The sequence below is a fragment of the Streptomyces cavernae genome (assembly GCF_004023625.1).
In the GTDB taxonomy this organism is placed as follows: domain Bacteria; phylum Actinomycetota; class Actinomycetes; order Streptomycetales; family Streptomycetaceae; genus Streptomyces; species Streptomyces cavernae.
In genome coordinates, this window is record NZ_ML137713.1 from 29361 (window position 1) to 55811 (window position 26451).

Below are 26451 nucleotides of genomic sequence, written 5' to 3' on the forward strand. Positions count from 1 at the left end.
TACGGGCGCAGGCCGACGGGCGCTGGCGGACGGGCGCAGGCGGCCGGTCCTACTCCTCCAACTCCCCGCTGCCGCTGGAGAACTGGGCCAGCCGGAAGATCACGAACTCGGCCGGCTTGACCGGGGCGATGCCGATCTCGCAGACCACGCGGCCGACGTCCACCGACTCCGGGGGGTTGGTCTCCTCGTCGCACTTGACGTAGAACGCCTCCTCGGGCCGCTGGCCGAAGAGGGCGCCGCTGCGCCACTCGTTGACGAGGAACGCCGAGACGTTGCGCCGGATCCGGGCCCACAGGTTGTGGTCGTTCGGCTCGAACACCACCCACTGGGTGCCGAGCAGGATCGACTCCTCCAGGTAGTTGAAGTACCGGCGGATGTTGAGATAGCGCCAGGCCGGGTCGGAGGACATGGTGCGAGCGCCCCAGACGCGGATGCCGCGGCCCGGGAAGGCGCGGATGCAGTTGACGCCGATGGGGTTGAGCAGGTCCTGCTCGCCGCGGGTGATCTGGAGCTCCAGGTCCACCGCGCCGCGTACGACCTCGTTGGCGGGCGCCTTGTGCACACCGCGCTCGAAGTCGTTGCGGGCCCAGATGCCGGCGACGTGGCCGCTCGGCGGGATCACGCGGGACTGGCCGGTGGCCGGATCGAAGACCTTGACCCAGGGGTAGTACAGAGCCGCGTACTTGGAGTCGTAGCCCGCGGTCTCCTGGCGCCAGACGCGGATCTGACGGGCATTCAGGCCCGGCGGCGGGTCGATGACGGCGACCCGGTCGCCCATCAGCTCGCAGTGCGCGATCAGACCGAGCTGGACCGCCTTCACGGCCTCCAGGTCGATCGCGCCGCGCTGGTAGGCGGCCATCAGGTCCGGGACGGCGACCATGGAGATCTCGTCCACGGCCTCCAGGCCGCCGAAGCCGGTGCGGTCCGCGGAGTCGCCGAGGTAGTGTGCCGGGCCGGGGTGGGCGTCGCTCGCCGCGGAGGGGGCGACCGGGACGGGGGCGGCGGGGGCCGCCAGCGCCACGGTCTGGTTCTCCGGCCGCGCCAGCTGCGCCGCGGGCGCCGACTCCTGCACGGTGATGAGCTTGGAGCGCTCCTTCACCTGGGTGACGACGTAGTTGCGGCCGCCCTTCTTGGCGGTCACATCGAAGGTCTCGACGGGCTTGTCGCCGTCCTTGACGATCAGCTTGAAGCGCTCGGCCGGACCTTCGCCCTCGGGGTCGGCGACCTCGACGCTGAGCGAGCCGCCCGCAATGGCGGTCACGCTGAAGGTGCCCAGCTGCTTCGGCTCGCCCGCCGGGAGAGCGGCCGGTGCGGCGGACCCGCCGACGGCGGCCGGGGCACCGCTGCCCGCCGCGCCCTCGGCCGTGCCGCCGACCCGCACGACGTACGCGGCGCTGCCGCCGTTGTTGAAGAACCCGTAGACCGAGTGCGCGAGGTAGTAGCCGTCGGTGAAGTCGCCGAAGGCCGCGACGTACTGGGACCAGTTGGTCACCAGCGTCGGCTGGTTCAGCGGCCCGGTCGGCGCGAGTCCGACGAAGGCCGCCACCGACGTGCCCACCCCCTCGATGGGACGCGAGCCGCTGGCCACCTCCTCGACGTATACGCCGGGCGACAGGTAGGACGGCATGCTCTGCTCTCCTCGGGGTACGAGACAGGACGCCTCTCACCCTCACGCGCGAAGCGCATCGCCGAAACGTCCTCCGGGACCTGTTCGGGGGCAGAGCTGTTGCCCCGACGGGCAAGCCGACCCCGGCGCCTGCCCGGTCAGCCGCGCACACTGCCCGTGAGGCTGCCCCCCAGGCCCTCCCCGTACACGGCACCCGCACGTAAGGCTGGCGGACCAGCCGTGGAGGGGAGCGCAGTGCGCGTACAGGAAGAACGCACCGACAAAGCCGGTGGCCGGGACAGCGCATCTCGGACCGTGCCGTCGCGCACACCCGCCGACCGGCTCCTGGCGCTGCAGCGCTCCGCGGGCAACGCGGCCGTGGCACGCGCCGTCGCCGAGCAGCGCCACGAGCACGACGGGAACTGCGGTCACGGCCCGTCGGTCCAGCGTTCCTCGGTGCACCAGGTGCTGCGTTCCCCCGGCCGGCCGCTGGACGAGCCGCTCAGGACCGAGATGGAGGGCCGCTTCGGCGGCGTCGACTTCAGCGGCGTACGCATCCACACGGACACCGTCGCCCAGCGGTCCGCGACGGAGATCGGCGCGCGGGCCTACACCTCCGGCAGCCATGTGGTGTTGGGCCCGGGCGGCACGGACAAGCACACCCTCGCCCACGAACTGCAGCACGTCCTGCAGCAGAGCCGGGGACCCGTTCCCGGCACCGACAACGGCAGCGGGCTGCGGGTCAGCAGCCCCGGCGACCACGCGGAGCGGGAGGCGGAGGACACCGCCCGGCGGGTGATGTCGGCCCCGGTGCAGCGCACGGCCGCGGACGGGCCGTCGGACACCGCCTCGGAGCCGGTCGTCGGTGACACCGTGCAGCGGGCCTACGTCGGCCAGCCGTACGTGCAGTACGGCAGCCTGGACCCGGGCGCCGGGGCCGGGACCTACATGAAGGCGGAACTGCACCCGGGACAGATCCCCCGGGGATCGTCCCCGCGCGTGAAGCCGTCGTGGTGGCCCAGGGGCAGCGGCGCCACCGCGCGGTGGTTCTCCACCTACATGGTCCAGGGCCACCTGCTCAACGACAACGTCGGCGGTCCCGGGGACACCCTGTACAACCTCACCCCCCTGACCAAGACCGGCAACGGCAACCACCACAGCATGGCCGAGTACAACGTGAAGAAGGAGATCGCCAACGGCAACATCGTCGAGTACGAAGTGTGGGCGATCTACGGCAAAGTGACCGGAGCGTCCCTCGGCGCGACCGGTTCCGTCGCGGCGGACATCGACACCTACTACTCGACGAAGATCCCGGAGCGACTGCAGGCGGAGACCACCGTGTACGACCCGCAGGGCAATTACCTCTACGGCGAGTCCTGGGTCATCTACAACACGAAGTGGTGAGCGCCGACATGAGCCTGTGGACCTCCCTCGAACCCGCCTCCGCGACCGTCGATCCGGGCAGCAGCACCCGGGTACGGCTGCGCCTGCGCAACACCGGTGACGTCGTCGACGAGTACCGCTTCGAGCCCGTCGGTGACGTCGCGCCCTGGACGACGGTGGAGCCGCAGACGCTCCGGCTGTATCCGGGGACGACGGGCACGGTCGACCTGACGTTCGCGCCGCCGCGCACACCGGACGCGACGGCGGGGCCGAATCCGTACGCCGTGCGCATCACGCCGACCGAGCACCCGGAGGCGGTCACCGTCCCGGAGGGCAACCTGACGATCACGCCCTTCACGGAGGTGCGGGCGGAACTCCTACCGCCCACCGTCAAGGGGCGGTTCCGGGGGCGGCCGAAGCTGGCCGTCGACAACCTCGGCAACACGAAGCTCACCGCCTCCGTCAGCGGGAGCGACAACGGCGATCAGCTCTCGTACGACCTGTACCCGAGCAACGTCCAGATCGAGCCGGGGCGTGCCGCCTTCGTGAAGGCCACGCTGAAACCCCGGCAGATCATCTGGTTCGGGTCCAAGGAGGAGCGGCCGTACACCTTCGCCGTGCAGCGCTCCGGAGTCGCGCCGCTCGACGTCGAGGGCACGTATGTGCAGCGCGGGTTCCTGCCGCGCTGGCTCGCCACCTTCCTCGGTGTCTTCATGGCGCTCGCGATCACCTTCGTGATGCTGTGGATCGCGTACAAGCCCCAGGTCCGCAGCGCCGCCACGGAGCGGCTCGACGAGGCCGGTGTCAGCACCCTGGCGCCCAGCCCCTCGGCGTCGCCTCCGCCGCCGCCGCCCATGCCGACCGCTCCCGCCACGACACCCCCGCCCGCGGCGCAGCCGCCGGCCGCCGGGGGCGAGGGCGGTGGCGGGGGCGGAGGCGGAGGCGGGGCGGGCGGTGGTTCCGAGGAGAAGAAGAAGGCTCCGGAGGAGACCGCGGCCACGGCCGTTCAGCGGCTGGCCGCGGACGACCCGGGCGGACGGCACATCTGCTACCGGGCCTTCGTGAAGGACAAGGGCTGGACGGACGCGGTGTGCGACGGCGAAACGGCCGGCACGGTGGGCGAGAAACGGCCGATCAAGGCCCTCAACGTCGCGGTGGCCGGGACCAAGGGCACATCCAGCGCCGCCTTCATCCACAACCCGGGGTCGACCGACGGCAAGGGCTACTACAACAAGCCGTGGTCGGGCGTCCCCGACGGCATCGACAACTACTTCGGCACCGCCAAGCAGGACGCCGCCGACATGCTGGGCTTCACCATCAACGTCGACAACGGCGGTGGCGCGGTCTGCCAGACCGCCCACGTCCGCAACGAGGGCTGGCACGGCATGGGATGTGACAAGCCCGGCGAAGGCGAGGGCTTCATCTTCGGCGGCACCCTGAGCAACGACCTGTGGCTCGAAGCGGTCAAGTTGACCGTGTGAGGGTGCGGTTCACCGGTTCACCGGGCGTCTGTGAGTTCGCCCGGTGAACCGTGAAGTGGCCCTGCGACCAACGGAGTTCGCCGGAGGCCCCTGCAAGTAACCCTGCGCGTATCGAAGGTCGGGCGGAGTTCCGGCAAGTGGCCCGCGCCTCCGGTGGTTTCGGCGTGTTCGCGCGGCTACCAGCTGCCCTCTCCGGGCACCAGACGGCCCGCCTTGCGGTACTCCCGCTCGGCGCCCTCCCGCAGATCGTCCGTGGTGACCGGCGCGCCGCGCCCGGCGGCCGCGTAGGCGGCGGTGACGACGGCGCTGCGGATCGAGCCGCCCGCCATCTCGAAGTCCCGGGCGACCGCCGTCGGATCGGTGCCGTCCGCGCACGGCACCGCGGCGAGGCTGTGCCGCCACAGGGCCAGCCGCTGACCGGCGTCCGGGAACGGGAACTCGACCACCAGGTCCAGCCGCCGGGTGAACGCCTCGTCGATGTTGGCCCGGAGGTTGGTGGTGAGCAGAGCGATGCCGTCGAAGGACTCCAGGCGCTGGAGGAGGTAGGCGCTCTCCATGTTGGCGTGCTTGTCATGTGAGTCCCTGACCTCCGAGCGCTTGCCGAAGACCGCGTCGGCCTCGTCGAAGAGCAGCACGGCGTCGGTGCGGTCCGCCTCGGTGAAGATCCGTTCGAGGTTCTTCTCGGTCTCGCCGACGTACTTGTCGACGACCGAAGAGAGTTGGACGACATAGAGGTCCAGGCCGAGTTCGGCAGCGACGACCTCGGCCGACAGTGTCTTGCCGGTACCGGACTCGCCCGCGAAGAGACCTAGGACACCGCGGCCCCGGCCGCCTCCCGCACTGAGCCGCCAGTCACCGAGCACCTGGTCGCGGTGGCGGGCGCGCAGGGCGAGTTCATGCAGCCGGGCGAGGGGCCCGGCCGGCAGGACGAGGTCGTCCCAGCCGACGTCGGGGCGGATCCGGCGGGCGTGCCGCTCCAGCCCGGAGGCGGACTGCTGCCGGGCGGCCAGCCGCAGATGGGCGGCGGTCACCGGGGTGCCGTCGAACACGGCGTGGTCCAGGGCCGCGCGGGCGGCCCGCTCGATACGGTCGCCGCCGAGCCGGTACGGGGCGACGGTGGCGGCCAGGTCGAAACCCGGACCGTCGTCCGCCTCGGTGCCGAGCGCGGCCGCCCACATGTCCACGGCACCCGCCTGGGCCCGGGGCGCGTCGAGGACCAGCGGGTCGCGGTCGCACCACTGGGGGTCGTACGGCCGGGGTCCCGCGAACACCACGGACACGCCGGCCTCCGTCAGGGCCCGCAGCAGTGGGCCGGGCTTCTCCGGCAGCGGCGACACGACGATCGCCCGGTCACGCAGCCGGGCCTCGCGCAGCAGGCGGGGGAGGAGACCGGAAAGCAGCTCCGGGAGGGACTCCTCGGCCGCCGCGGGCGTGAAGTGCAGGGCCTCGACACCCGCCGCGCGCAGGGCGGCCGCGGCGCACACGAGCCCGTCGCCCTCACGGTGCTCGCGAAGATAGACGGCGAAGGGGCCGCCGGCCAGCCGGGCGGCCAGCCGGACGGTGAACTCGTCGTGCGAGGGCGAGGGCGAGAGCGAGGACGAGGGCGAGGGCGAGAGCAAGGGAGAGGACGAGAGCGAGGGCGACGGCAGGGGCGCGGACGAGGGTGCATCGAGCGGGTGGACGCTGCCGGCGAGCGCGGCGTCCGGGGTGTCGTCGCCGAGCAGATGGGCGACGAGCCGGTCCGGTACGCGCAACGAGCGGCTGAGGAAGGGACGTTCGGGCTCCTCGACGGTCAGCAGCCCGAGAGCGGTCAGTGGGGCCGAGGGGTGGAACCGGGCCCGCGCGGCGGCAAGTGCTGCGGCAGGCGACGTTTGCCAGTCAAGAAGCGGCGCCCGGGGCGTCTTCTCGGCGTGCCGGCCGGAAGTCCTCGTACTGGACGTACTTGGGCTTTCGGCCGGTGCGGTGAGAGGACGTCCCGGGCGTCGCGGCGGGGCGAACGTTGCCTGTTGCGGCACTAGGTGCACCGGCAGCCCGCACAGGTCGAGCGCGAGCCCGGTGGTGGCCCGGCGCCTGCTGACGTCGTCGTTGAGGTACCCGTACAGCGGCTCGAAGGAGCGGTCCAGGTCGGGGGCGAGGGCGATGAGCAGGATCCGGGTGTCCAGCTCGGTCAGCCCGAGGCGCACCGCGAGCCGCTCCAGCCGGCCGGCCGGGGCGGACTCCGCGTCGCCGGCGGCGGTGGTCTCCTGCGAGCCGGTCGCGTTGTCGAACACATCGGCGTACGACACCGCCGTGGGCCCCAGCAGATGCTGTACGGCCTCGTCGGAGAGATACAGACCGCGCAGCGGATCGCCCGCCGTCGGGTCACCGGCACTGCGGTCCGCGACCAACGCGGCGACCCGGTCGCGCAGTCGGGCCAGGCCGACGAGGAGGGCGTCGGACGTGGGTGAGGCGTACGTGGTCACCGCTGCCGTTCTCCGGTGTCCGGCGCGGGGGTCGCCCGCCGTGGCCGATGGCTGCGCTCCGGCGAGCCGTCCAGCGTGCCGTCCATGCCGCGTACGCGGACCGCGCCCTCCGTGACCGGGGGACCGACGTCGTACTCGGGGAAGGCCGGGAAGGGTGCGGTGACCACGAGGTCGAGGGACGGTTTGAGTTCACCGCCCAGCGCGGACCAGATCTCGGCGAGTGACCGGGACTCGGTGTGCAGCCCCGCCACCGTGAGCGGCACGGACAGGCCCAACGCACCGAGCGGACCCGGGAGTTCGTCGGCCGACAGCAGCTCGTGCGGCAGCATCGTGGCCAGGACCGCGGAGAGCAGCCGGTGTTCGTCCTGGGGCTGCTTGGTCCAGGCGGTGACCAGGTACGACAGCCGGAACCAGCGGGGCGGCTGGCGGCGGCGTACGACCACGTCGCGGTCGTCGCGGACGGAGACCTGGCCGCGCTGGCGCCGGGAGACGTCCTCCCGGATGTCGTACAGATAGGCGTTGACTGCCGGCGAGTTGCGCCGGGCGGCCCAGTCACGGGTCGGGGCGTCGAAGGAGATCTCGATGCCGGAACCGGCCAGCGCGCCGCCCCCGAGCAGCCGTTTGAGGACCTCGTCCACCTCGTGGATCACCGTCGTGCTCCTGCCGTGCTGTGCCCGTGCCGACACCGGCGTCCGTGGCGCTGTCGCTGTCGTGACCGATCGTCCCTCGTGGGGTTCCGGCTCCGCAGCCGCGCCGGGGACGGCCGCAGGGCAGAGTGGACTGCCCAACTGCCCTCATTCGGTTGCCCGTTCGGTCAGATGTAGCCTTCCCGGAGGGCATGGGCCACGGCGTGCGCCCGGTTGCGCAGCTGCAGTCGGGTGGTGAGCCCGTGCATCACGTTCTTGACGGTTCGTTCGGAGTAGGACAGCTTGCTGGCGATCTCCCCGGTGTCGAGCCCCTCGGCGACCAGCCTGAGTACGTCCACCTCACGCGGTGCCAGTCCCGAGGAGGGGGCGCCCGGATGGCCGGTCGTGGTGCGGTGCAGCGACCCCACCTGGCTGATCAGCCGGCCGAGCAGATCGGCGGGCAGGTCGCCGTCGCCGCGCGAGGCCGCGAGGACTGCCTGCACCAGCCGGTGCGCGGTGGCCTCTTGGCGCCACACGATGGCCCCGACACCGCACTCGATGACATCGAGGAGTTCGGTCTCGCGGAGCGCGCTCACCACGAGTACGGCACGGGCACCCTCGCCCCGCACGAGTCTGCGCAGCCGGGCAAGGGTGGCCTCGTCCAGCGTCTCGTTGATCACCAGGGCGACGACGGCCGGTCCGCTCTCGGTCTCGTCGCGCAGCTCGATCTCAGGGTGCTGCCGCAGCTGGCCGAGCGCTCCTTCCCGGGAGATCGGATCCGACGCGTGCACCGCCACCGGAATGCGGGAGTCCGGCCCGTCCGTGCCGTGGGCTGTTGTCCCGAATGAGCTGCGCAACCGTTTCCCCTATATCCGCGTGCCCGTCACCTCTGTGGGGTTGGTGACAGGCGTGGAACCTCCACACTTCTGGGGCCTGTGTGGCGGCGGCAATCGTGGAGAACCACGAGACACACCACGAGATCAGCGACACTCCGGCAGCGAGCGTGGCTCATGTCACGCAACGGGAGGCCCGCGTCCCCCCTCCCACACAGTGGGCCGCACCATGGCCCGTGAGGGAGGCTGGGATGTCCGGAGCGCTGTGTGAGGGCAGGGAGGTAAGGGAGGGCTGGGAGGTACGGGAGCGCCGGGAGGTACGGGAGCTGGTGGCCGCCGAGGCCGGGCGGGCCCGGGCCGGGGCCGGCCGTCTCGTCCTGCTGCGCGGTGCCACCGGCACCGGCCGCACCACGCTCCTGGAGGTCGCCGCCGAACAGGCGGAGGCGGTCGGCATGCGCGTCCTCAGGGCCCGCTGCTCACCCGGGCACACCGCCGTACCGTTCGACGCCGTCTCCCAATTCCTCGGACACGGACCGGAGTTGCAGACCGCCATGGGGCAGCCGCCGGACCCGCCCGGCACCCCGGCCCACCGGGACAGGGCCGTGCGGCTGTGGAATCTGCTGCGTTCGTACGCAGCCGAGACCCCGCTCCTGGTCGCCGTGGACGATGTGCACCTCGCCGACGAGTCCTCGCGCCGCTGGCTGGTCGAGGCCGTGCGGCGGATCGACCAATTACCGGTCCTGCTGGTCGTGACCGAGCGCAGCCAGTACGACATCGATCCGCCCGCGGACGGCCTGGCGCACGCGCTCTCCCCCGCCCTCGTCCGCACCCGCACTCTGGCCCCGCTGAGCGCCGACTCCGCGGCGGAGCTGGTCCGTTCGGCCGTCGGCCGGGGCGCCCCGGCGCAGTGGGTGGACGACTGCGTACGGGCGGGCGCGGGCAGTCGGCTGCTGCTGCGTGCCCTGCTGGACGACCTGCGGGGCGATGCCCGGGAGATCGTCCCGGCGGCCCTTCCGGACACCTGCGCGGCGCTCTACCCCGGCGCCTACGCGGCCGCCGTGTCCTGGTGGCTGGACAGCGCCGGGCCGACGACCACCGAGGTCGCCCGCGCACTCGCCGCTCTGGACGACGAGGACCAAACAGGCGGCGAAGGCGATGAGGACGCCGAGGACGCCGAGGACGTCGAGGGCAGCTGGGGCGCCGACGCCGAGCTGCTCGCCAGGATGGCGGGCGTCGACCCCGCCCGCGTACCGGGCTGGCTCACCGCGATGACCGGCCTGGGGCTGCTGCGCCCCGGCCCCGGCGGACGGCACCGCTATGCCCATCCGCTGCTGCGGGACGCGGTGCTGAGCCGCTGGCCGGGGGAACGGCGGCGGGCGGCGCACCACCGGGCGGCCGAGGCCATGCTGCGGCGCGGGGACCGCGCGGACGCGGTGGCCCGACAACTGCTGCGGGCCGACCCGGTCGGCGAGGCGTGGGCGACGGGCGTCCTGCTGGACGCCGCCCACCTGGCCGTCCGGAACGAGCGCAGCGACGACGCCGTGGCGTTCCTGCGCCGCGCGCTGGACGAGCCGATGCCGGCCGCCCGCCGGAGCGTTGTCCTCACCGAGCTGGGCTCGCTGGAGTACGCCACCGTACGGTCGACCGCCGGGATACCGCGGCTCGTCGAGGCGATGCGCCTGCCGGGCCCGCCGCACGACCGGGTCCGTGCGGCGGTCGCGCTCGGCACGGCGCTGGCCCGGCGGGGCGAGACGCGCTCCGCGGTCGACGTGCTGTGCCGCCTGAAGGACGAGCACCTGACGGATCATCCCGATCTGGTGCGTACGGTGCAGACCGCCTCCGCTCTGCTGTCCGACCACGATCCGGGGGTGCGGCAGGAGGTGTACCGCTGGCTCCGGGAGACCGCCGAGCACTCGCCGCAGCTGCTCGGCACGGCCGGGCAGGCACTGCTGGTGCGGTACGAGTCCACGGCCGGGCTGACCTCGGCGGCGGTGGCGATGCGCCGTATCCGCGACCTGCTGGCGCAGCCGGCCGACCCGCTCGCGGAAGGCTTCCTGCTGGGTACGGCCGCCGCCGTGGCCCAGTGGGCCGACCAGCTCGACGAGGCCGAACGGCTCGTCCGGCGCGGCCTGGCCGGACAGCGGCTGTCCCTGCTGCACCCGATGCACCTGGCGCTGCTGAACGTCCGGACCGACATCGCCGCCGCGCGCGGCGCGTACGGCGAACTGCTCGCCGATCCCGGGGCGTGGGGCCCCGCCGCGGGCCGGCCGGAGCCGGCCAACGCGCAGGCCCACGCCCTGGTGGCGCTGGTGGAGACGGGCCGTACGCAGGAGGCAGTGCGCCTCGCGGACGGCTTCGATCTCCAGAATCCGCACGATTCCTGGGAGTTGAACCGATTCCTGTACGCGCGCGGTGTCCTGCGCGCCGCTTCCGGTGATCCGGCGGGCGCGCTCGGCGACTTCCTCGAGTGCGGGCGCCGCCAGTCGGCGCGGGACGTGACGAGCCCGGTCGTCACCCCCTGGCGGACCGCCGCGGCCGAGTGCCACCTGGCGCTCGGCCGGCCGCGCCAGGCCCTGTCCCTGGCCGAGGAGGAACTCCGCCTCGCCACGCTGTGGAACACGCCCCGCCTACTGGGCCGGGCCCTGCGGGTCCTCGGCACGGCGACCGGGGGCCGCCGCGGCCTCGAACTGGCGGACCGTGCGGTACGCGTCCTGCGGCGCGGAGGTGACGGGGTGTCGGTGACGGCGGCGGAAGACGGGACGCTGGAGAAGACTCCGGGCGGGGTGCCGGAGGAGACTCGGGGCGCGGCGCCGCAGGAGACACCGGGCGGGGTGCCCGACGGGGCGTCCGGCGGCGGGGCCGTGGCCCTCGGCGGTGCGCCGATCGACACGGAGCTGATTCCGGCGCTGATCGCCCAGGGGCGTCGGCTCACCGAGGCCGGGGAGCGGGCACGGGCCCGTGATGCCCTCCGGGAGGCGGCCGAACGCGCCGAACGGCTGGGCGCGGTCCGGATGCGGGCGACGGCGGAAGCGGCCCTGCGCGAGGTCGGCGCCCGCCGTACGGCGACGACCCGGACGGGGTCCGGGTCGCTCACCGCCAGCGAGCGCCGGGTCGCGGAACTCGCCGCGCAGAGCCGTACGAACGCCGAGATAGCGGAGCTGCTGCACCTGGCCCGGCGTACCGTCGAGACCCATCTGACCAGCGTCTACCGCAAGTTGGGCATCCGCCGCAGAGCGGGACTCGGCGCCGCGCTCGCGGACTTCGGGCCCCACACCGACCCGCCCGGTCCCGGTGCTGCCCCTGGTCCCGGTCCCGGCCCTGGTCCCGGCCCCGGTCCCGGTCCCGGTCCCGGCACTGGTCCCGGTCCCGGCCCCGGCCCTGGTCCCGGTCCCGGCACTGGTCCCGGTCCCGGCCCCGGCCCGGGTCGGGACGGGGACCGGGACCGGCGAGGCACTTGAGCGGCTTGGTCTCCATCAACATCGAGGTTCGAGGTTCGCCGTATGGACACCATGGACGCAGTGGACACAACCATCGCCGCGAACCCGGCCACCCCGTCGCGGTGACGGAGATCACGCCACCGTGAATCCGTCGAACGTGGCGATGCCCCGTGCGCCGTTCCAGCCGTTGGCCGCGGTCATGAAGACCCCGACGTCCTGTGTGGCGGCCGCGCCTGACGGTGTCGCCGTGCCCACCGTCGTCCAGGTGACGCCGTCCCTGCTGGCCTCACCGGTGTACGAGGCGCCGGACCTGGTCAGCCGCAGTCTCACCGGCGCGGTGAAGGAGCCCGACAGCGCGATGCTGTCGAAACGGCCGTCGCCGTCGGCGTCCCAGCTCAGCGCGCAGCCGTTGGACGGGGTGACCGCCAGGTTCACACAGCCCGCGCTCCCCTGAGTGCCCAGGTCGTTGCGGACGACGAGGCCCGCCCGTGCCCAGCCCCCGGTCGGGTCCTGGGAGGTGACCGTGACCTCGGCCACGGCTTTGTCGCGGTACGCGCCCGCCCGGTACACCGCCCCGAACTCGTTGGTGGCGCCCCACAGGTCGGCCCCGGCGCCCTCGACGGCGATCTCGTCGCCGGCCTGGCCGAACACGGCGTCGTTGAAGGAGACCGTGCGGTACGGGTCGCCGACCCCGGCCGCGGCCACCAGCCGCACCGGCGCGACCGCCTTCCCGCCGCCCGCGTACGCCGCCGCTGCGACGACCCGGCCTACCAGTTGTGTCGGCTCACCCGCCAGAGAAACCTCGAAGCGAGCGGCGAACGTTTCGCCGGACGCCACCGACGCCGTGCGCACCGGATCGAGCGGCTTCACCACCATGCCCTCGGGGGCGGTGACGGTGAGGGTCACGCCGCGTGCCGCCGCGAACCCGTTCCTGTTGGTGAAGGTGACCGTCACCGTCGCGGGCGTGCCCTCGGCCACCGCTCCCCGGTCGGCCCCCGCGGTGAGGACCGCCTGATGGGGAGTGGCGGCGAGCAGGTCGCGCACGCGGCGGGCCAGGGCGTACGGGGAACCGTGGGGCTTGGTCGGGTACGTGTCGTGCGCGTGCGCCCAGCGGTCCTCCAGGGCGAACCAGTCGATCGTCGCCGGGTCCTTTCCCGTGGCCAGTCCCTTGGCGAGCGTGTCGAAGTACGTCTGCCAGCGGGTGCGGTACAGGCCGCCGACCAGCCCGGACCACTCCCGGTTCGCGTAGTCGTGCAGACCCTCCTCGCTGCTGGCGCGTCCGCCCCAGGTGGTGAGGAGGGAGCGGGCGTCGTATTCCAGGCGGTCCTTCTCGGTCCGGTCGGCGCCCCAGGCGCGGGCGTCGGCGAGCCAGCGGCCGAGCAGGTGCGGGTGGGAGGTGGCCAGCAGGTCGTCGAGGAGGTCCATCCAGCCCAGCCAGGTCCCGGTCAATCTGCCGAACAGTGCCTTCTCCCCAGCCTCGTACGCGGCCTTGATCTGCGGCAGCAGGACACGGCTGCGGTTGGACAGGACCTGCCGGGCCACGTCGACGACGTCGTAACGGTAGGCCGAGCTGTCCCTCAACTCCGCTCGCACGGCGAGCAGTTCGGTGAGTGCGGCGTCGAAGGCCGTGGTGTCGTAGCGGTCCTTCTCCGGGCCCCAGGCGGCGGCCTTGTTCGCCGTCAGGCTCGGACGGGCGCCGAACAGGCCGTCGGGTGCCTCGCTCCATGAGTCCGCGCGGGACATGTTGTACGCGGTGTCGCGGATCGTCTGCCAGGCCGCGACGGCGTGCCGGTCGCGGCCGCCGTAACGGGAGAGGGCGTACGCGGCGAACCAGCCGTCCAGGTCGACGGTGCCAGGAGTCCAGGCCAGGTCGGTGAGGAGCGCGAGGGCGGGTGCGTTGTTGTCGGCGGCCTCCGGCATCGCCGCGATACCGGCGAGGGAACTGCCGTCCTTGTCACGCCACTTGGGGTACTGCTCCACCCAGTCGGGGGCGTTGGCGCCCATCGGGGTGTGGCCGCCGAAGTTCCAGATGCTGCCGAAGGCGTACGGGGTGCCGTCCCAGTCGCTCTCCCGGTCGGTGACGGTGGTGTAGCGGTCCGACAGGCCGTCCACGATCAGCATCCGGCTCTTGTCGACGCCGTCCAGCAGCGCCTTGGACGGATTGGTCTGCCAGCCGAGGATCGCCCAGACGGCCCCCGGGTGTGCCTTTTGCAGTGCCGCCTCGACGGCCCGCGCGGCCTCGGCCACCGGCACGTCACCGGGGTTGCCGCCCTCGTGCAGCAGGTCCATCTTGTACATCGTGCTCTCGCCGAACCGCTCCGTCTGGGCCCGGTAGAAAGCGGCGGCCACGTCGTCGAAGGCCGTGGTGCGCGGGTCGAGCCAGTCGGGGCGTTTGAAGGCGCCCCAGGTGCCCTGCGCCACCACCGCCGCGTCCCCGCCGTGCCGGGCGGGGAAGTCGTCCGGGACGGTGCCGTAGTAGCCCGGCAGGACTGGCGTCATGCCCAGGTCACGTATCCGGTCGACGATCTTCTCTGCGAGCGCGGCACGTCTCTCGATGAGCTGCCGGGAGACCGGCCCGCCGAAGCCCGACATGTTCTGCAGCAGCCACCAGGGCTGGTGGGCGGGGGCCGGAATCCAGGCGCGCAACTCAGCGTCGGTGTAACCGAATTGGCGGAAGGTGTCGTAGTACACCGCGTCGCCGCCGATGTAGACGAGGACCCGGTTGACTCCGTGCACGGCCAGTACGTCCAGCTCCTGCTGCCAGGCGTCCCAGTCGCGGTAGGGGCCGGTGTAGCCCTCGTTGGTGTCGTTGAAGGCGAACCGGTGCGGTACGTCGGCCGTTCCCGTGATCTCCTCGGCGGGCGCGGGGAGGGTGCGCGGGAGGTTCAGCTGCTCGCCGGTCCAGGAGACGGAGGCGTGCGCGGTCCGCCGCAGGTAGGTGTGGACTCCTGTGAGCAGCACGGCGGGGCTGGTGCCCTCCACCGTGATGTACCCGGCCCGGCCGGTGACCCGGAAGCGGTCGGTGTCGTCGTCCACGGCCCGCAGGGTGACCTGCCGGTGGTGGTCGGGGAGCAGACGCTTCAGCGCGGCCGCCGCGGGAGTGGTGTCGAACGGGGCGCCGCCGGCCGCGTACGCGCCCTGCGGGCGGGCCAGCAGCGCGGCACCGCCCAGCGCGACCGCACCCGTGAGGATCCGTCTGCGGGTGACACCCGTGATGCCGAGGTCGACTCGGTTGTCGTGCATGAACGTCCTTCCGGCAGAGTGCAGTTGAACGGCAGGGCTAGTGCCGCGGCAGGCAACGTTTGCCCGTCAAGGAGCGGCGTCATGGGGGTCCCCCCTGCTCATGGGGGTCCCCCCGGCTCGAGCGCAGCCGAGAGTGGGGAGAAGTCGAGAGCTTGGGGGAGAGTGCTCTGGGGGTCCTCCCCCTGCTCATAGAGCTTGGGGGAGCGTGCCGGGCGTCGAGACGGGGCGAACGTTGCCTGTCGGGGCACTAGTTGATCGTCATGGCGAAGATGTGCAGGGCGGGGACGCCCGACTGGAGGCCGTCGCTGACCTTGGGCAGGACCAGGGAGCGCAGCTCCTTACCGGCCGCCAGGTCGACCCCGAAGGTGAACAGGCTGACGGGGTTGTCGTCCCGGCCGGTGGTGATGTGGCGGTAGGGCAGTACCACCGCTGCGGAGGAGCTCGCCCCGTACCAGTCGGGGACGGCGACCGAGAACGTCTGCTCGCTGCCGTCGGCGTAGACGACCTTGCCGTCCCCCTTGCCCTCGCCCCAGGTGCTGGTGCCGAGGAAGGACAGCCGGCTGCCGGAGCCGGACAGCAGCACGGTCTGGCCGGAGGAGACGACGTTGTCCTTGCTCCCGGGCCGGGTGTCCGGCCAGGTGAAGGGCACCCCGTCGTACGTGACCCTGGCGCCCGGGGTCAGCCCCACCGACGCCAGCGCCTCGGCGGAAAGACTGGAGTTCGAGCCGTCGATGTTGGCGACGGTGAGGGCGTCGTCGGAGGCGATCCCCGCGTTGTCGAAGGCCCCGGACAGTGACCGGTAGGGCAGCAGGACGGAGGAGGTGGCGCGGGTGCAGTCGGAGCCGTGGCGGTGTACGTCGAAGAGGGCGTGCGCGGTGAAGACGATCCGCCCCTCGGCGTCGTCGGCGAGCCGGGTCCGCCAGGTGTGGGTCACCGAACGTCCGGGCGCGAGGCTGCCCAGGCTGTCCGGCTCCTCGCTGTCGTCCACGGCGAGATAGAGCACGGTGCCGCGCAGCGTGATCCTGGTGGTGTTGGTGAGGGTGGCCGTCAGGGTCACGGCCTGGCCCGGCTCGGGTGCGGGCGGGGTGACGGTGAGCGAGACGGGCGGCGCGAGGAAGTCCTCCTCGGGGCGGTAGGCGTTCACGACTCCTCCACGGTGAAGTGGTCGAACACGGCCCGCACGGTCGTGCCCGGGTGGTTGAGGTTGACGGCGCTCGCCACCACGCCGGCGTCCAGGGCACCGCTCGCCGAGGGCACGGTCGCGCTCGCGATCTCGTTCCAGGCGAGGCCGTTGGTGGTGGAGTACGCGGTGTAGGTGGTGCCGGAGCGGACCAGGCGCAGCCAGGCCGGGTGGGTGGAGCCGCCGCCCCCGCCCCAGGTGTCGAGGCGGCCGTCGCCGTCGCTGTCGGTCATGAACTCAACGCCGTACGACTTCGACATCGTGAACACGGCGTAGCCGCCCCGCTCCGGCGCGGTCAGGTCGTTCGCGACGGCGATCCCGTACTTCGCCGACGGGTTGTCGCTCCCGGTGAGGCCGATGGTTTTGACCTGCACCACGCTCGATGCGGCGACGGAGCCGGGCAGGAGGATGCCGCCCTTCTCGTCACGGCCGCCGGACAGGTCACCGCCGCCCGCCCAGATCACCAACTGGCTGCCGTACTGACCGAACCGGGCGTCGTCGGTGGTGGCGAACGTCTTGTACGGGTCCCGCACCCCGTTCGGCTCGTAGGGCACGCTTACGGTCTTCGCGGCCCGCGCGCAGTCGGCGCTGCGTCCGTCCACGTCGAAGAGGACGTGCGCGGTGAACGCCACGTCTCCGGCGACGTCGGCCGGCATCGATGTGCGCCACCGGCGGGTGACCTTCGCGCCGCGGCGCAGATCACCGAGCGGGACGGTGCGTGCGGCGGTCGTCGCGCCCGGGTCCACCAGGTACAGGACGGCGCCGCGCAGCGGGAACGGGCAGTCGTTGACGAGGACCGCGGTGGCGGTGACGGTGTCGCCGCCGGCCGGTTCGGCGGGTTCGGTGGTGACGGTGAGGGTGGGACCGAGGGTGTCCGTCCGGGTGCTCACCCTGTTCACCGCCGCTCCCAGTCGACGGTGAAGGTGTTGGCGAGTTCGCTGGGCAGCGTCTTGGGAACGCTGATGTGGACCTTGCCGTCGGAACGCGTCCATTTCAGCGGTCTGTCGTGGCCCAGCAGCCGGATCCGCGCCGTCGCGGAGATAGGGATGTCCGCGGGCACGGAGAGCGTGCCGGTGGGGGCGCCCAGCACGATGATGTTGAACTTGCCCGGGGTGACGGTGTACCGGATGCCGAGGGCGCTGCCCTCCTCCTCGGCCCGCACCCAGGGCGTCGAGCCGTAGATCGCGGGCCCGTTGACGTCCAGCCAGGCACCGATGTCCCGCAGCCGCCGCTGCATGACGTCCGGGATGGTGCCGTCCGGCTTCGGACCGATGTTCAGCAGCAGGTTGCCGTTCTTGCTGGTGACGTCGGCGAGCAGGTGGACGAGGAACTCGGAGGTCTTGTAGTCCTCCTCGACCTCGAACTTGTTGTAGCCCCAGGAGTAGCCCATCGTGATGCAGCACTCCCACTTCCGGGGGTCCATCGTGGGGTTGGTGCGCTGTTCGTAGGTGGCGAAGTCGAAGTGCGTGTCGAAGCGGTCGTTGACCACGACACCCTTCGGCTTTCTGCGGTTCTTGGCCTTGTTGTAGTAGTGGGCGAGGGGCTCCTCGCTGCGCCACGGCGGTTCGCCGGTCGGCCGGAACCACTGGCCGTCCGCCCACAGCAGTTCCGGGTCGTAGCGGTCGATGATCTCGTACAGCTGCTTCAGTTCGTAGTCCCCGACGTAGTCGTCGACCGGCCTGTAGCCGGTCATCGGGACCTCCTCACCGGTGTAGAAGTTCTTCATCGGCCGGCCGGTCGCCGGGTTGAAGAACTCACCGAGCGAGTAGTAGAGGCCTGGCCGCACGGTGCCGCGCCTGCGGGCGGCCGTCATCAGCTCGCCGACCAGGTCGCGCTTCGGACCGTACTTCCCCGAATGACGGTCCGTCACTTCACTGGGGTACAGGGCGAATCCGTCGTGGTGCTTGCTGGTCAGCGCGAAGTACTCGGCACCCGCCTGCTCGAACAGCCGCACCCAGGCGTCCGGGTCGTAGTTCTCGGCCGTGAACTGCGGGATGAAGTCGTCGTAGAGGAAGTCCTGGCCGTAGGTGTCCCGGTGGTACCTCCAGGTGGGATCGGTGTCGAAGCTCTGGTACCAGAGGTACCACTCGGCGGCCATCTGCCGGGCGGAGCCGGCGGGGACCGAGTAGACACCCCAGTGGACGAAGATGCCGAACTTGGCGTCCTTGTACCAGCGCGGTACGGGGTGGGTGTCGAGGGATTCCTTCGTGGGCTTGTAGTCGGGGATACCGCCGCTGATCGCGTGGGCGGCACCGGGCGGTGCCAGGAGCACTGCGGAGCCGAGAGCAGTGGCCGTGGTCAGGAAGCGTCTACGGCTGACGTACACGGGGAGGCCTCTCCGTCGGTCGTCGAGTGGGTCGGGGGTCGAGTCAGTCGGTGGTCGAGTCAGTCGGTGGTCGAGTCAGTCGGTGGTCGAGAAGGAGTCGAAGACGGCTGCGGTGGTCTGGCCGGGGTGGTCGAGGTTGACAGCGCTGGCGATCATCCCGGCGTCGAGGCCGTCGCCACCGACTCCGCCGTCGGCGGACGGTACGGTCGCGGTCCCGATCCGCTGCCAGGCGGTGCCGTCGCTACTGGCGTACGCGGTGTAGGCGGTGCCGTCGCGGGTGATCCTGAGCCAGGCCGGGTGGTACGAGGAGCCGCCGCCCGCCCAGGTGTCGAGCCGGCCATCGCCGTCGCTGTCGGTCATGAACTCCACGCCGTAGCTCCTGGACATGGTCAGCACCGCGTAGCCGCCGTTCTCCGGGGCGGTCAGGTCGTTCGCGACGGCGATCCCGGCCTTGGCGGAGGGTCCGCTGCCGGTCTGGCCGACGAGGCGGGCGGTGAGGCTGCCGGAGATGGGCACGGCATCCGGCACATGGATGGCGGCCTTCTCGTCCTTCCACCCGGCCAGGTCCTGACCGCCGGCCCAGATCGCGAACTGGGAGCCGTTCTGGGCGTATTGGGCGTCTTCGGTGGTGGCGAACGTCCGGTACGGGGGCTGGACCGCGGACGGGACGGGGGTGACGTCGGCGGTCACGCTGTCGGTGTCGTGGCGGGTCCGGCCGCCCTGACGGAAGGAGACACCCACGCCGAGGTCGTACGGCCCCCAGGTCGCGTCGGCGGACGGCGTGACGCGCCAGGTGACGGTGTAACTCCCGCCGGGCGCAAGGAAGTCGGTGCCCGTCTTCCCCTCCGCTTCGGCCCTCCAGCCGTCCGGCAGACGCAACCCGGTGGTGACCCGGGTGACCGCCTTGGTGCCGGTGTTGGTGACGGTCGCGGTGATCTCCGTGGAGCGGCCGGTCGAGAGGCTCGGGCGGTGCGGGGTGAGCCGGACGCGGGCCGAGGGGCAGTCGCGGGCCACCCCGAGGGCGGCGAGGTCTACCGCGTCGGCCAACGCCTTCATCCCGGTGTCGTTGGGATGCAGATGGTCACCGGAGTCGAACGCCGCGCCCAATCGGCGCGGATCTGCCGGATCTCGTACCGCCTTGTCGAAGTCGGCGTAGCCGTCGAATACGCCACCGGAGCGCACGAAGGTGTTGACCTTCTGCCGGTCGGCCTCCTTGGCCTCGGTCCAGTAGTCGCCCCAGCCCCGGTACGGAACCACGGTCGCGCCGATCACCCGCAGCCCTCGGGCGTGGGCCCGCCGCGCGATCTCCTTCATGCCGTCGATCACCTGATCGCCGGTGGCGCCGCCCCAGCTGAGGTCGTTGACGCCCTCGAAGAGGATCACCGTCCGAGCACCCGGCTGGGACAGCACATCGCGCTCCAGCCGCTGAAGTGCCGAGGGGTTGCCGTCGGTCCCGGCCGTGATGCGGTTCCCGCTGATGCCCGCGTTCAGCACGCCGGATGTCGAGGTGCAGGCCGACAGCCGGGCCGCCAGATAGTCGGGCCAGCGCCGGTTGGCGTCCGAGGTGGAGGCGGCCCCGTCGGTGATGGAGTCGCCGAGCGCGACGACGGAGCCCCGCGCCGGTCCGCCCCGCACGTCGACGCCGGTGAGGAACGGGAAGGTGGAGTCGGTCGTGGTGAACGCGTCGCCACCGGCGTCACCGGCGTGGTCGCCGCCGCCGTCGGGCGTCCAGTAGACGGTCTGCAGCCCCATCCAGTGCTGGCTGATGTGGGTGAGCCTGCCGGGGAAGTACAGGCTGACCACCAGGTCGCTACGGGCCGCCACGGGAATCCGCACCCCGTCGCTCACCGCCTGCCCCCCGGCCGGGATGGTGACGTCCTTCTTCCCGCCGAACGTCAGATCGCGCGGTCCGGACACGGACGAGCCGCCCGCCCGCCGCCCCACGGTCGCGTGTCCGATCGTCACAGGCTGGTCGGAGAACTCATTGGTCAGCCGGATCCGGACGCTCGTCCCGCCGGCGCTGACCCGAACCGGGATCCGCACGGTCACCTCCGAGGTGCCCGGGTCGTACGACGCGTGCTGCGCGGTCGCCCAAGTCCCCGTCCATTCCTGCTGCTGGGCCGAGGCCGAGGCCGCGGCCCAGGGCGCCGGAAGCAGGGCCGCCAGGACGGCCGCCAGGGCCGCCGCCAGGGCGGCGAATCTCCGGTGTCCCCGCAGGTGTCTTCGTAGGTGTCCACGCGGGTGCCCCCGCAGATGTCCCAGCGGGTGTGCCCGCAGGTGCCGGTCGGCCAGGAGCGGCGCCGCCGAGCCGTGCCATCTCAGGAGGGGCATCACGCACCGCCCTCACAGGTCAGCTTGGCGTCGGCCCAGTCGGCGTGGTCCGTGGAGACATCGCCGTCCCCGTCGACCAGCAGGTCCAGCCAGCGCGCGCCGCTCACGTCCACGTCGATGTCGGTACCGCCGTCGGAGCCGCGCACCACGGGGGTTGTGGTGAGGGAGCGGCCGTCGGCGATCACCTGGAAGGAGACGCTGCCGCTGTCGCCGACCTCGTCGTCCACCCCGGCGGTAGCGGTGAAGCGGGTGCAGCCGCCGCCGAGATAGACCCGGATCCGGCTGTTCGCGTGCACGCCGAGGCCCTTGGCGTAGGTGGTGCCGCCGATACTCAAGGGGCGTCCGTCACCGGCCGCGTTCTCCCCGTTGGAGGTGTCCTTCTCCACCGGACCCCAGCCGTTGACCGCCTTGACCAGGGTCAGATCGCTGACATGGGCGTCGGCGGACAGGCCGGGCGGTGGCACCTGGACGGCCCGTACACCGGTGACGGTGCCCGGACGGCCGGGCTGGGTGAGCTTGGCGGTCGCGGACAGGACGGCGTAGTGGACCGGGTCGCCCGGCGGGGTGACGGTGTAGTCGGCGGTCACCGTGTCGCCGGGCCGGACCCGGCCGAAACGGGTGGTGTCGCCGGTGGTCGCGGTCCAGCCGTCCGGGACCTTCAGCGCCAGCTCGACGTTCCGGGCGGTCGGCGCGTCCTTCGGCACACTGAGGGTGACGGGGACCTTGGCGGCGGCGCCGGTGTTCAGGAACGGCTCGGCGTCGACGGTGACACGGGCGCCGGAGTCGGGCATGGCGTACGTCTTGGCGTTGTACGAGGGCGCGGCCACCGTATCGACCTTGATCCCGCCCGCCGAGGCGCCGAGGCCGACCAGTCTCGCCGAACTCGGGCCCGCGCCGGACTTGGTGGACCATACGGCCAGAGCGATGGTGTTGGTGCCCTGCTCGCGCAGGATGCCCTTGGGGATGACGAAGCGTGTCTGCGGTCCGGTGTCCGGCAGGTAGCGGCCGATCAGCCAGCCGTTGACGAAGATCTGGGCGCGGTAGCCGGTGCCGCCGCCTTCGGCTTGGGCGAGATCGAGTGCGATCGCGTTGTCCTGGCCCTGGGGCAGGGCGAGCCGCGCGGAGGTGCGGTACCAGCGGACGCCGGGCCCGGTCCTCCCGGTCTGCTGAGCGAGAGTGGTGCTCTTCCAGCCGCCGTCGGGGTATCCCGGCAGCGACCAGCCGGCCCGTTCCCCGTACAGCCCGCCGTTGTTGTACGGGCCCCGGGCCGTGTCGACCGGGTCTTCGCCGCCGCGGCTGCCCTGGATCTTCCAGGTGAGGGTGGAGGCCCCGCCGATCACCTCGGCGCCGAGCAGACCGCGCGGCTCCTTGGAGTAGTCGTGGCCCCACTCCTCGTTGTGGCCCGCGTTCTCCACCAGGACGGAGAGGACGTTCTCCCCGTTGTCCTCCAGCGTGCCCGCCGGGATGTCGAAGGTGTGCGCGCCGTCGCCGGAGCTGCCAAGGTGGCGGCCGTTCAACCAGACCGCGTACTGGCCGGTCGGGCCGGTGTTGGCGTTCAGCGCGAGCGCTGTTGCGCGGCCCGTCGTCTTGAACCGGCCTCGGTACCAGACGTTGCCGTGGTGAAAGCCGTACTCGTCCATCGCCAGGACCGGCAGCGACCCGGCCAGCTCCGGGTTGTTGGCGGTGAGATGGTCGGCGGTGGTCCAGGCGGAGTCGTCGAAGCCCGGGGCGGACTCCGGCGCCTCCTCCCGGTACTTCCATGTCGCGAGCGCGGGCAGCTCGACCGGGCGCGGCGCCTGGGTGACCGCGACCTTGCGGCCGTTCCAGGTCACCTTCCTGGCGCCCGCGATGACTTCGATCTTCGCGGCCTTGGTGGAGTCGCCGGTCAACTTCAGCGTGCCACCCGTCTGTTCGGCGGTACGGACGAGGGACGGGCCTCGTACGAGAACCGGGCCCGCGGCGGTGTCCTGCCGCCACCAGCGGGCGGTCTCGGCGGTGTCGGCGATCAGCAGCTCCAGGCCGTTCACCAGCACGCGGGCCAGGCCCTTGTGCGGGTAGTTCAGGCGCAGGTCGCCGCGTTCGGCGTCCCAGGCGGTGGTGACATCGCCGTCGAGGACCGTGACCTCGGGCCGCTCGGCGTACCGCAGGACGGTTTCGCCGGCCTCACCCTCACGCCCGTACAGCAGCGCCACGTCCCGGTCGCCGATCCGGGCGTGCGTCATGATCTCCGAGGTGGAGTAGACGAGGCGCTGCTTCTCGCCCAAGTCGTAGCCGGCGACGATGAGTTTGGCGTCCCGGCCGTCGACGGCGATCTCGCCCTGCTGAGGTATTCGCGGGTAGTCGCCGTCCGCGCCCTCCAGCGACAGCGTGGTCCCGTCCTTGTCCTTCACGCGGGTGTCGGCATGCCGGACGGTGAAGAACTGGGTGCCGTCGTCGGGGTTGACGCGCCGGTCGACGCGCAGGGCGTCGTCCGACGGGACGGGGGCCTCGGCCCTGTCGGTGCGCGCCAGCGAGGTCACCGAGTTGACAATGTACCCGAGACGCTTGAACTCCTGGTACTTGTCGGTGAGTTGCCGGGACTCGTTGATCGGGGCCCCGTAGTCGTACGACGTGTAGACCGCGTTGGGGTCGGCGAGCCAGCCCCAGTTGGTGCCGCCGTACGTCATGTAGAAGGACTGGCCGCTCACCCCGGCGGCGATGTTCATCTTGCTGAACACCCGGGTGAAGTCGGTGCCGGTGAGTTTCGCGCAGTCCTGGTATCCGGTGCCGCCCCAGGGGTCGAACGCGCCGCCCTGTGCCTCCGGGATGATCAGGGGAGACTCGGGTTTCCACTCGTTGACGTACGAATAGTCGGGCAGGTTCTTCCACGTGTCGGGGTCCTTGCAGTCGAAGCCCTGCGGGTAGGCGTCGAAGCCGTAGATGTCCGGGGCGCCCTTGCCTCTGACCCAGTTCTTGTTGGCGCCGCCGTCATTGACGAAGGTGGGCACATCGACGCCGTCTTCCCTCGCCCAGTCGATGAGGGTCTGCATGTAGTCGGCGTCCTGGCGACCGCCCTGGTACTCGTTCTCGACCTGATACAGGATCACCGAACCTTTGCCACGGGTGAGTTGGTGGCGCGCGATGATCGGGTTGATCCGGCTCATCCACTCCCGGGCCGCCTTCATGTACTCCGGCTCGGAGGTGCGGTTCACACCGGCCTGTGTCTTCCGCCAGGCGGGCATGCCGCCGCCGGAGACCTCCGCGTTGATGTACGGGCCCGGGCGGGCGATCACATACAGGCCCGCGCGCTCGGCTTCGTCGAGCAGCCGCTCCACGTCACGGGTACCGGTGAAGTCGTAGGAGCCCGGCTTGGCGGAGTGGTAGCCCCAGTCGAAGTAGAGCGAGACCGCGTTGAATCCGCCCGCCTTGATCTTCTGCAGTACATCGCGCCACGCGTCGGGGCTGGGGAGCCGGAAGTAGTGGAACTCGGCGCCCCAGATGTAGAGGGGTTTGCCGTCGACCCGCACGGAGTACTGGTCGTAGGTGACGGTGTGCCGCGCCGGGGCCCGCTGCTCCGCCTGGGCCGATGTCGCTGCCCCCGCACCGGTCAGGGGCATGACACTCATGGCTGCGGCGAGCAGCAGAGATGACCACTTGCCCCTCATGACGTCAGCCCCTTCACCACGGCCGCCCGCGCGGTCTCGATGTCGCCCACGTCCTTCGTCCGGCCGTCGAGGTTCCGGGTCGCGGTGGTGAGGGCCTCGCTCAGGGCGTCACTGTCGGCGCCGCCGTCCTTCTTCCGTAGCTGGGCGATGAGTTCGTAGTCCTCGATGCCCTCCTTCAGCTGCTCCCAGCGGATGCTGGACATCGGGCCGCCCTTGCCCGGGTAGACCAGGTACTCGTCGCCCTGCGTGAAGATGTGCACCGGCTGCTTGAAGGGGTCGCTGGTCCAGCTGTTGTACGACCAGCGCAGGAAACCGTCCAGATTCCGCTGGGCGGTGATCCACGGCAGCATCCGCGACTCGACGGCGGGCGAGTACGACAGCGTGTTGGGGTGGGCCGGCGAGCCGTACACGTAGAACGTTGTGATCTTTCCGGCCCGGCGCCGCTCAGCCGCCTTCTCCTTCGTCATCGCGTCGATGCCGCCCCAGTCGACGGACAGATTGGACGCGACGCCCTCGGTGCTGATCGAACCGGCCACGGAGATACGGTCGTCGAAGGCCGGCGCGACCTCGTGGACGAAATCCTTGACGACCGTCATGGTTTCGATGGGCCGCTCGTCGAAGGACAGCCAGGTGTCCTCCAGCCGGCCTTTGGCCCTCAGATGCTTCTCGAAGGCGGGAAGGAACGCTCCCCATGCCTCCCGCCAGCGGTCCCCGCCCAGATCGACGTTCTCGTAGACGGTCCTGCCGGTGCGGGTGTCGGTGTAGGTGAGGTGCTCCCGGTCCTGGAACGCCAGCATGGAGAAGGCGCCGATGTCCGGACCGAGACCGGCGCGTCTTGCGGTCTGGACATACTTGTCCCAGCGGCTGAAGTCGAAGGAGAACGTCTTTCCGTTCCAGCTCCAGCCCACCATGCTGGTGTACGGCGTGGCGGTCTGTGACTCCCGGGTGCCGAGCGACCACTGGTGGTGCCACGGGTTGTCGACGATGGTGGTGTTGACGACCTTCTGGCCGCGCGAGGCCAGGTCTCGGCCGTACTTCTCGATCAGCTTCCAGTGCTGCTCCGACCAGAGCTTGACGCCGTGGTTCTTGGCGATCGTCTCCGGCTGCGCCCATACATCGAGGAAAAAGGCATAGTCCTTCGGATCGGGCACGCTCGCGTCCGCGACCTCGATGGTCAGCGGATAACTGGCCTGGGTGCGGCCGTCGGCGTTGACCTCGACCGTGCCGGTGTAGGTGCCGGGCCTGGCCTTCTCGGGGATGTGGAAGGTGAACCACAGCGGCTGCGCCGCGTACGCGGGCACGTCCACGGAGTCCCGCTCCTCGAGCGCGTCGCCGACCACGTCGGGGTTGCGGTCTCCGGACACCTCCTTGCCGGAGCTGACCTGGTCGATGGTGGCGGACCAGTCGACCTCGCTCTTGGAACGCTGCACCGGCAGGTACTTGACGAACCGGACCTGGGTGTCGCCACCGGACAGCTTGGCTCCGCCGGGCCCGGTGAGGTCGCCGACCACAGCCCTCACGTCGTCGAGGTTCTGGCCGGAGGCGATCGCCAGCTGCGCCGAGACCTGCTCGTTGCGCACGGCGGAGAGCATCAGCTCCTTGGTGTCCTTGCCCTGGATGGCGGTCATCGGGTAACGGGGGACCCGCTCCTCCGCGGAGCCGGCGAAGGAGCCGGTGGGAACCCAGGTGATGGTGTCCCTGGTGCCCATGGCATCGGCGACCTTGACTGTCAGCCAGGTGGTCGTTGCCTTGGAATTGAGGTCGGTGCCGGTGGTCGTCGTACCGGTGACGGCGATCGCGGTGGTGCCGGCGGCCACGACCACGCCCGCGACGAAGCCGGCGACAACTGAGGACGTACGTGTCATGGGGGTTGGTTCCCTCTCTCACGGACGTGCAGGG

At 71.5% G+C, this 26451-nt stretch carries 14 protein-coding genes; 3 read left to right on the forward strand and 11 right to left on the reverse strand.

All coding sequences use genetic code 11. The features are described 5' to 3' along the window. Nucleotides 1-49 precede the first annotated feature (49 nt). On the reverse strand, nucleotides 50-1627 hold the full coding sequence (locus EF387_RS07170; protein ID WP_128375652.1) for a phage tail sheath subtilisin-like domain-containing protein: 1578 nt from the start codon (nucleotides 1625-1627) through the stop codon (nucleotides 50-52). A 234-nt stretch (nucleotides 1628-1861) separates the two neighbouring features. Here EF387_RS07170 and EF387_RS07175 point away from each other — a divergent pair, with 234 nt between their 5' ends. Then, nucleotides 1862-3010, forward strand: coding sequence for an eCIS core domain-containing protein (locus EF387_RS07175; RefSeq protein WP_338058092.1), 1149 nt, complete (start codon nucleotides 1862-1864; stop codon nucleotides 3008-3010). Between the two features lie 8 nt (nucleotides 3011-3018). Continuing rightward, nucleotides 3019-4470, forward strand: coding sequence for a hydrolase (locus EF387_RS07180; RefSeq protein WP_128375654.1), 1452 nt, complete (start codon nucleotides 3019-3021; stop codon nucleotides 4468-4470). A gap of 176 nt (nucleotides 4471-4646) precedes the next feature. On the opposite strand, the gene EF387_RS07185 is transcribed toward EF387_RS07180, so the two are convergent. The 3 genes from EF387_RS07185 to EF387_RS07200 form a co-directional block, all read right to left on the reverse strand. After that, nucleotides 4647-6932, reverse strand: a complete 2286-nt coding sequence (locus EF387_RS07185; RefSeq protein ID WP_238431374.1) for an ATP-binding protein — start codon at nucleotides 6930-6932, stop codon at nucleotides 4647-4649. After that, entirely contained in the window at nucleotides 6929-7582 is a 654-nt protein-coding gene (locus EF387_RS07195) for a Pvc16 family protein (RefSeq protein ID WP_128375655.1), read from the reverse strand. The genes EF387_RS07185 and EF387_RS07195 overlap by 4 nt, the downstream gene beginning before the upstream one ends. Nucleotides 7583-7746: 164 nt before the next feature. Beyond that, nucleotides 7747-8415 (reverse strand): helix-turn-helix transcriptional regulator, encoded by a 669-nt coding sequence (locus EF387_RS07200; RefSeq protein ID WP_128375656.1) that lies wholly within the window; start codon nucleotides 8413-8415, stop codon nucleotides 7747-7749. Between the two features lie 227 nt (nucleotides 8416-8642). Here EF387_RS07200 and EF387_RS07205 point away from each other — a divergent pair, with 227 nt between their 5' ends. Next, on the forward strand, nucleotides 8643-11849 hold the full coding sequence (locus EF387_RS07205; protein ID WP_128375657.1) for a helix-turn-helix transcriptional regulator: 3207 nt from the start codon (nucleotides 8643-8645) through the stop codon (nucleotides 11847-11849). Between the two features lie 111 nt (nucleotides 11850-11960). On the opposite strand, the gene EF387_RS07210 is transcribed toward EF387_RS07205, so the two are convergent. From EF387_RS07210 to EF387_RS07240, 7 genes are all read right to left on the reverse strand, one after another. After that, nucleotides 11961-15071 (reverse strand): alpha-N-acetylglucosaminidase, encoded by a 3111-nt coding sequence (locus EF387_RS07210; RefSeq protein ID WP_238431375.1) that lies wholly within the window; start codon nucleotides 15069-15071, stop codon nucleotides 11961-11963. A 247-nt stretch (nucleotides 15072-15318) separates the two neighbouring features. After that, nucleotides 15319-16215: a beta-glucosidase gene (locus EF387_RS07215; protein ID WP_128375658.1), complete on the reverse strand. Its 897-nt coding sequence runs from the start codon at nucleotides 16213-16215 to the stop codon at nucleotides 15319-15321. Then, a complete protein-coding gene (locus tag EF387_RS07220; protein WP_238431376.1) occupies nucleotides 16212-17141 on the reverse strand; it encodes a DUF1349 domain-containing protein in 930 nt (309 codons plus the stop codon). Before EF387_RS07220 ends, EF387_RS07215 begins: the two co-directional genes overlap by 4 nt. 5 nt (nucleotides 17142-17146) lie before the next feature. After that, the gene (locus tag EF387_RS07225) at nucleotides 17147-18577 is read right to left on the reverse strand and encodes an alpha-L-fucosidase (RefSeq protein ID WP_128375660.1); all 1431 of its coding nucleotides are present in this window, start codon (nucleotides 18575-18577) and stop codon (nucleotides 17147-17149) included. Nucleotides 18578-18652: 75 nt separating this feature from the next. Further along, complete coding sequence (locus tag EF387_RS07230) at nucleotides 18653-20908, reverse strand: GDSL-type esterase/lipase family protein (RefSeq protein WP_128375661.1); 2256 nt, start codon at nucleotides 20906-20908, stop codon at nucleotides 18653-18655. Further along, nucleotides 20908-24552: a beta-galactosidase gene (locus EF387_RS07235; RefSeq protein WP_128375662.1), complete on the reverse strand. Its 3645-nt coding sequence runs from the start codon at nucleotides 24550-24552 to the stop codon at nucleotides 20908-20910. Before EF387_RS07235 ends, EF387_RS07230 begins: the two co-directional genes overlap by 1 nt. Next, nucleotides 24549-26417, reverse strand: a complete 1869-nt coding sequence (locus tag EF387_RS07240) for a DUF4091 domain-containing protein (RefSeq protein WP_128375663.1) — start codon at nucleotides 26415-26417, stop codon at nucleotides 24549-24551. Before EF387_RS07240 ends, EF387_RS07235 begins: the two co-directional genes overlap by 4 nt. Nucleotides 26418-26451 lie beyond the last annotated feature (34 nt).

What these genes read in the sequence shown, in the direction of transcription:
- EF387_RS07170 (WP_128375652.1), bottom strand. Translation starts at nt 1,627, where the DNA reads ATGCCGTCCTACCTGTCGCCCGGCGTATACGTCGAGGAGGTGGCCAGC.
- EF387_RS07180 (WP_128375654.1), top strand. Translation starts at nt 3,019, where the DNA reads ATGAGCCTGTGGACCTCCCTCGAACCCGCCTCCGCGACCGTCGATCCG.
- EF387_RS07205 (WP_128375657.1), top strand. Translation starts at nt 8,643, where the DNA reads ATGTCCGGAGCGCTGTGTGAGGGCAGGGAGGTAAGGGAGGGCTGGGAG.
- EF387_RS07210 (WP_238431375.1), bottom strand. Translation starts at nt 15,071, where the DNA reads ATGCACGACAACCGAGTCGACCTCGGCATCACGGGTGTCACCCGCAGA.
- EF387_RS07230 (WP_128375661.1), bottom strand. Translation starts at nt 20,908, where the DNA reads ATGCCCCTCCTGAGATGGCACGGCTCGGCGGCGCCGCTCCTGGCCGAC.
- EF387_RS07235 (WP_128375662.1), bottom strand. Translation starts at nt 24,552, where the DNA reads ATGAGGGGCAAGTGGTCATCTCTGCTGCTCGCCGCAGCCATGAGTGTC.
- EF387_RS07240 (WP_128375663.1), bottom strand. Translation starts at nt 26,417, where the DNA reads ATGACACGTACGTCCTCAGTTGTCGCCGGCTTCGTCGCGGGCGTGGTC.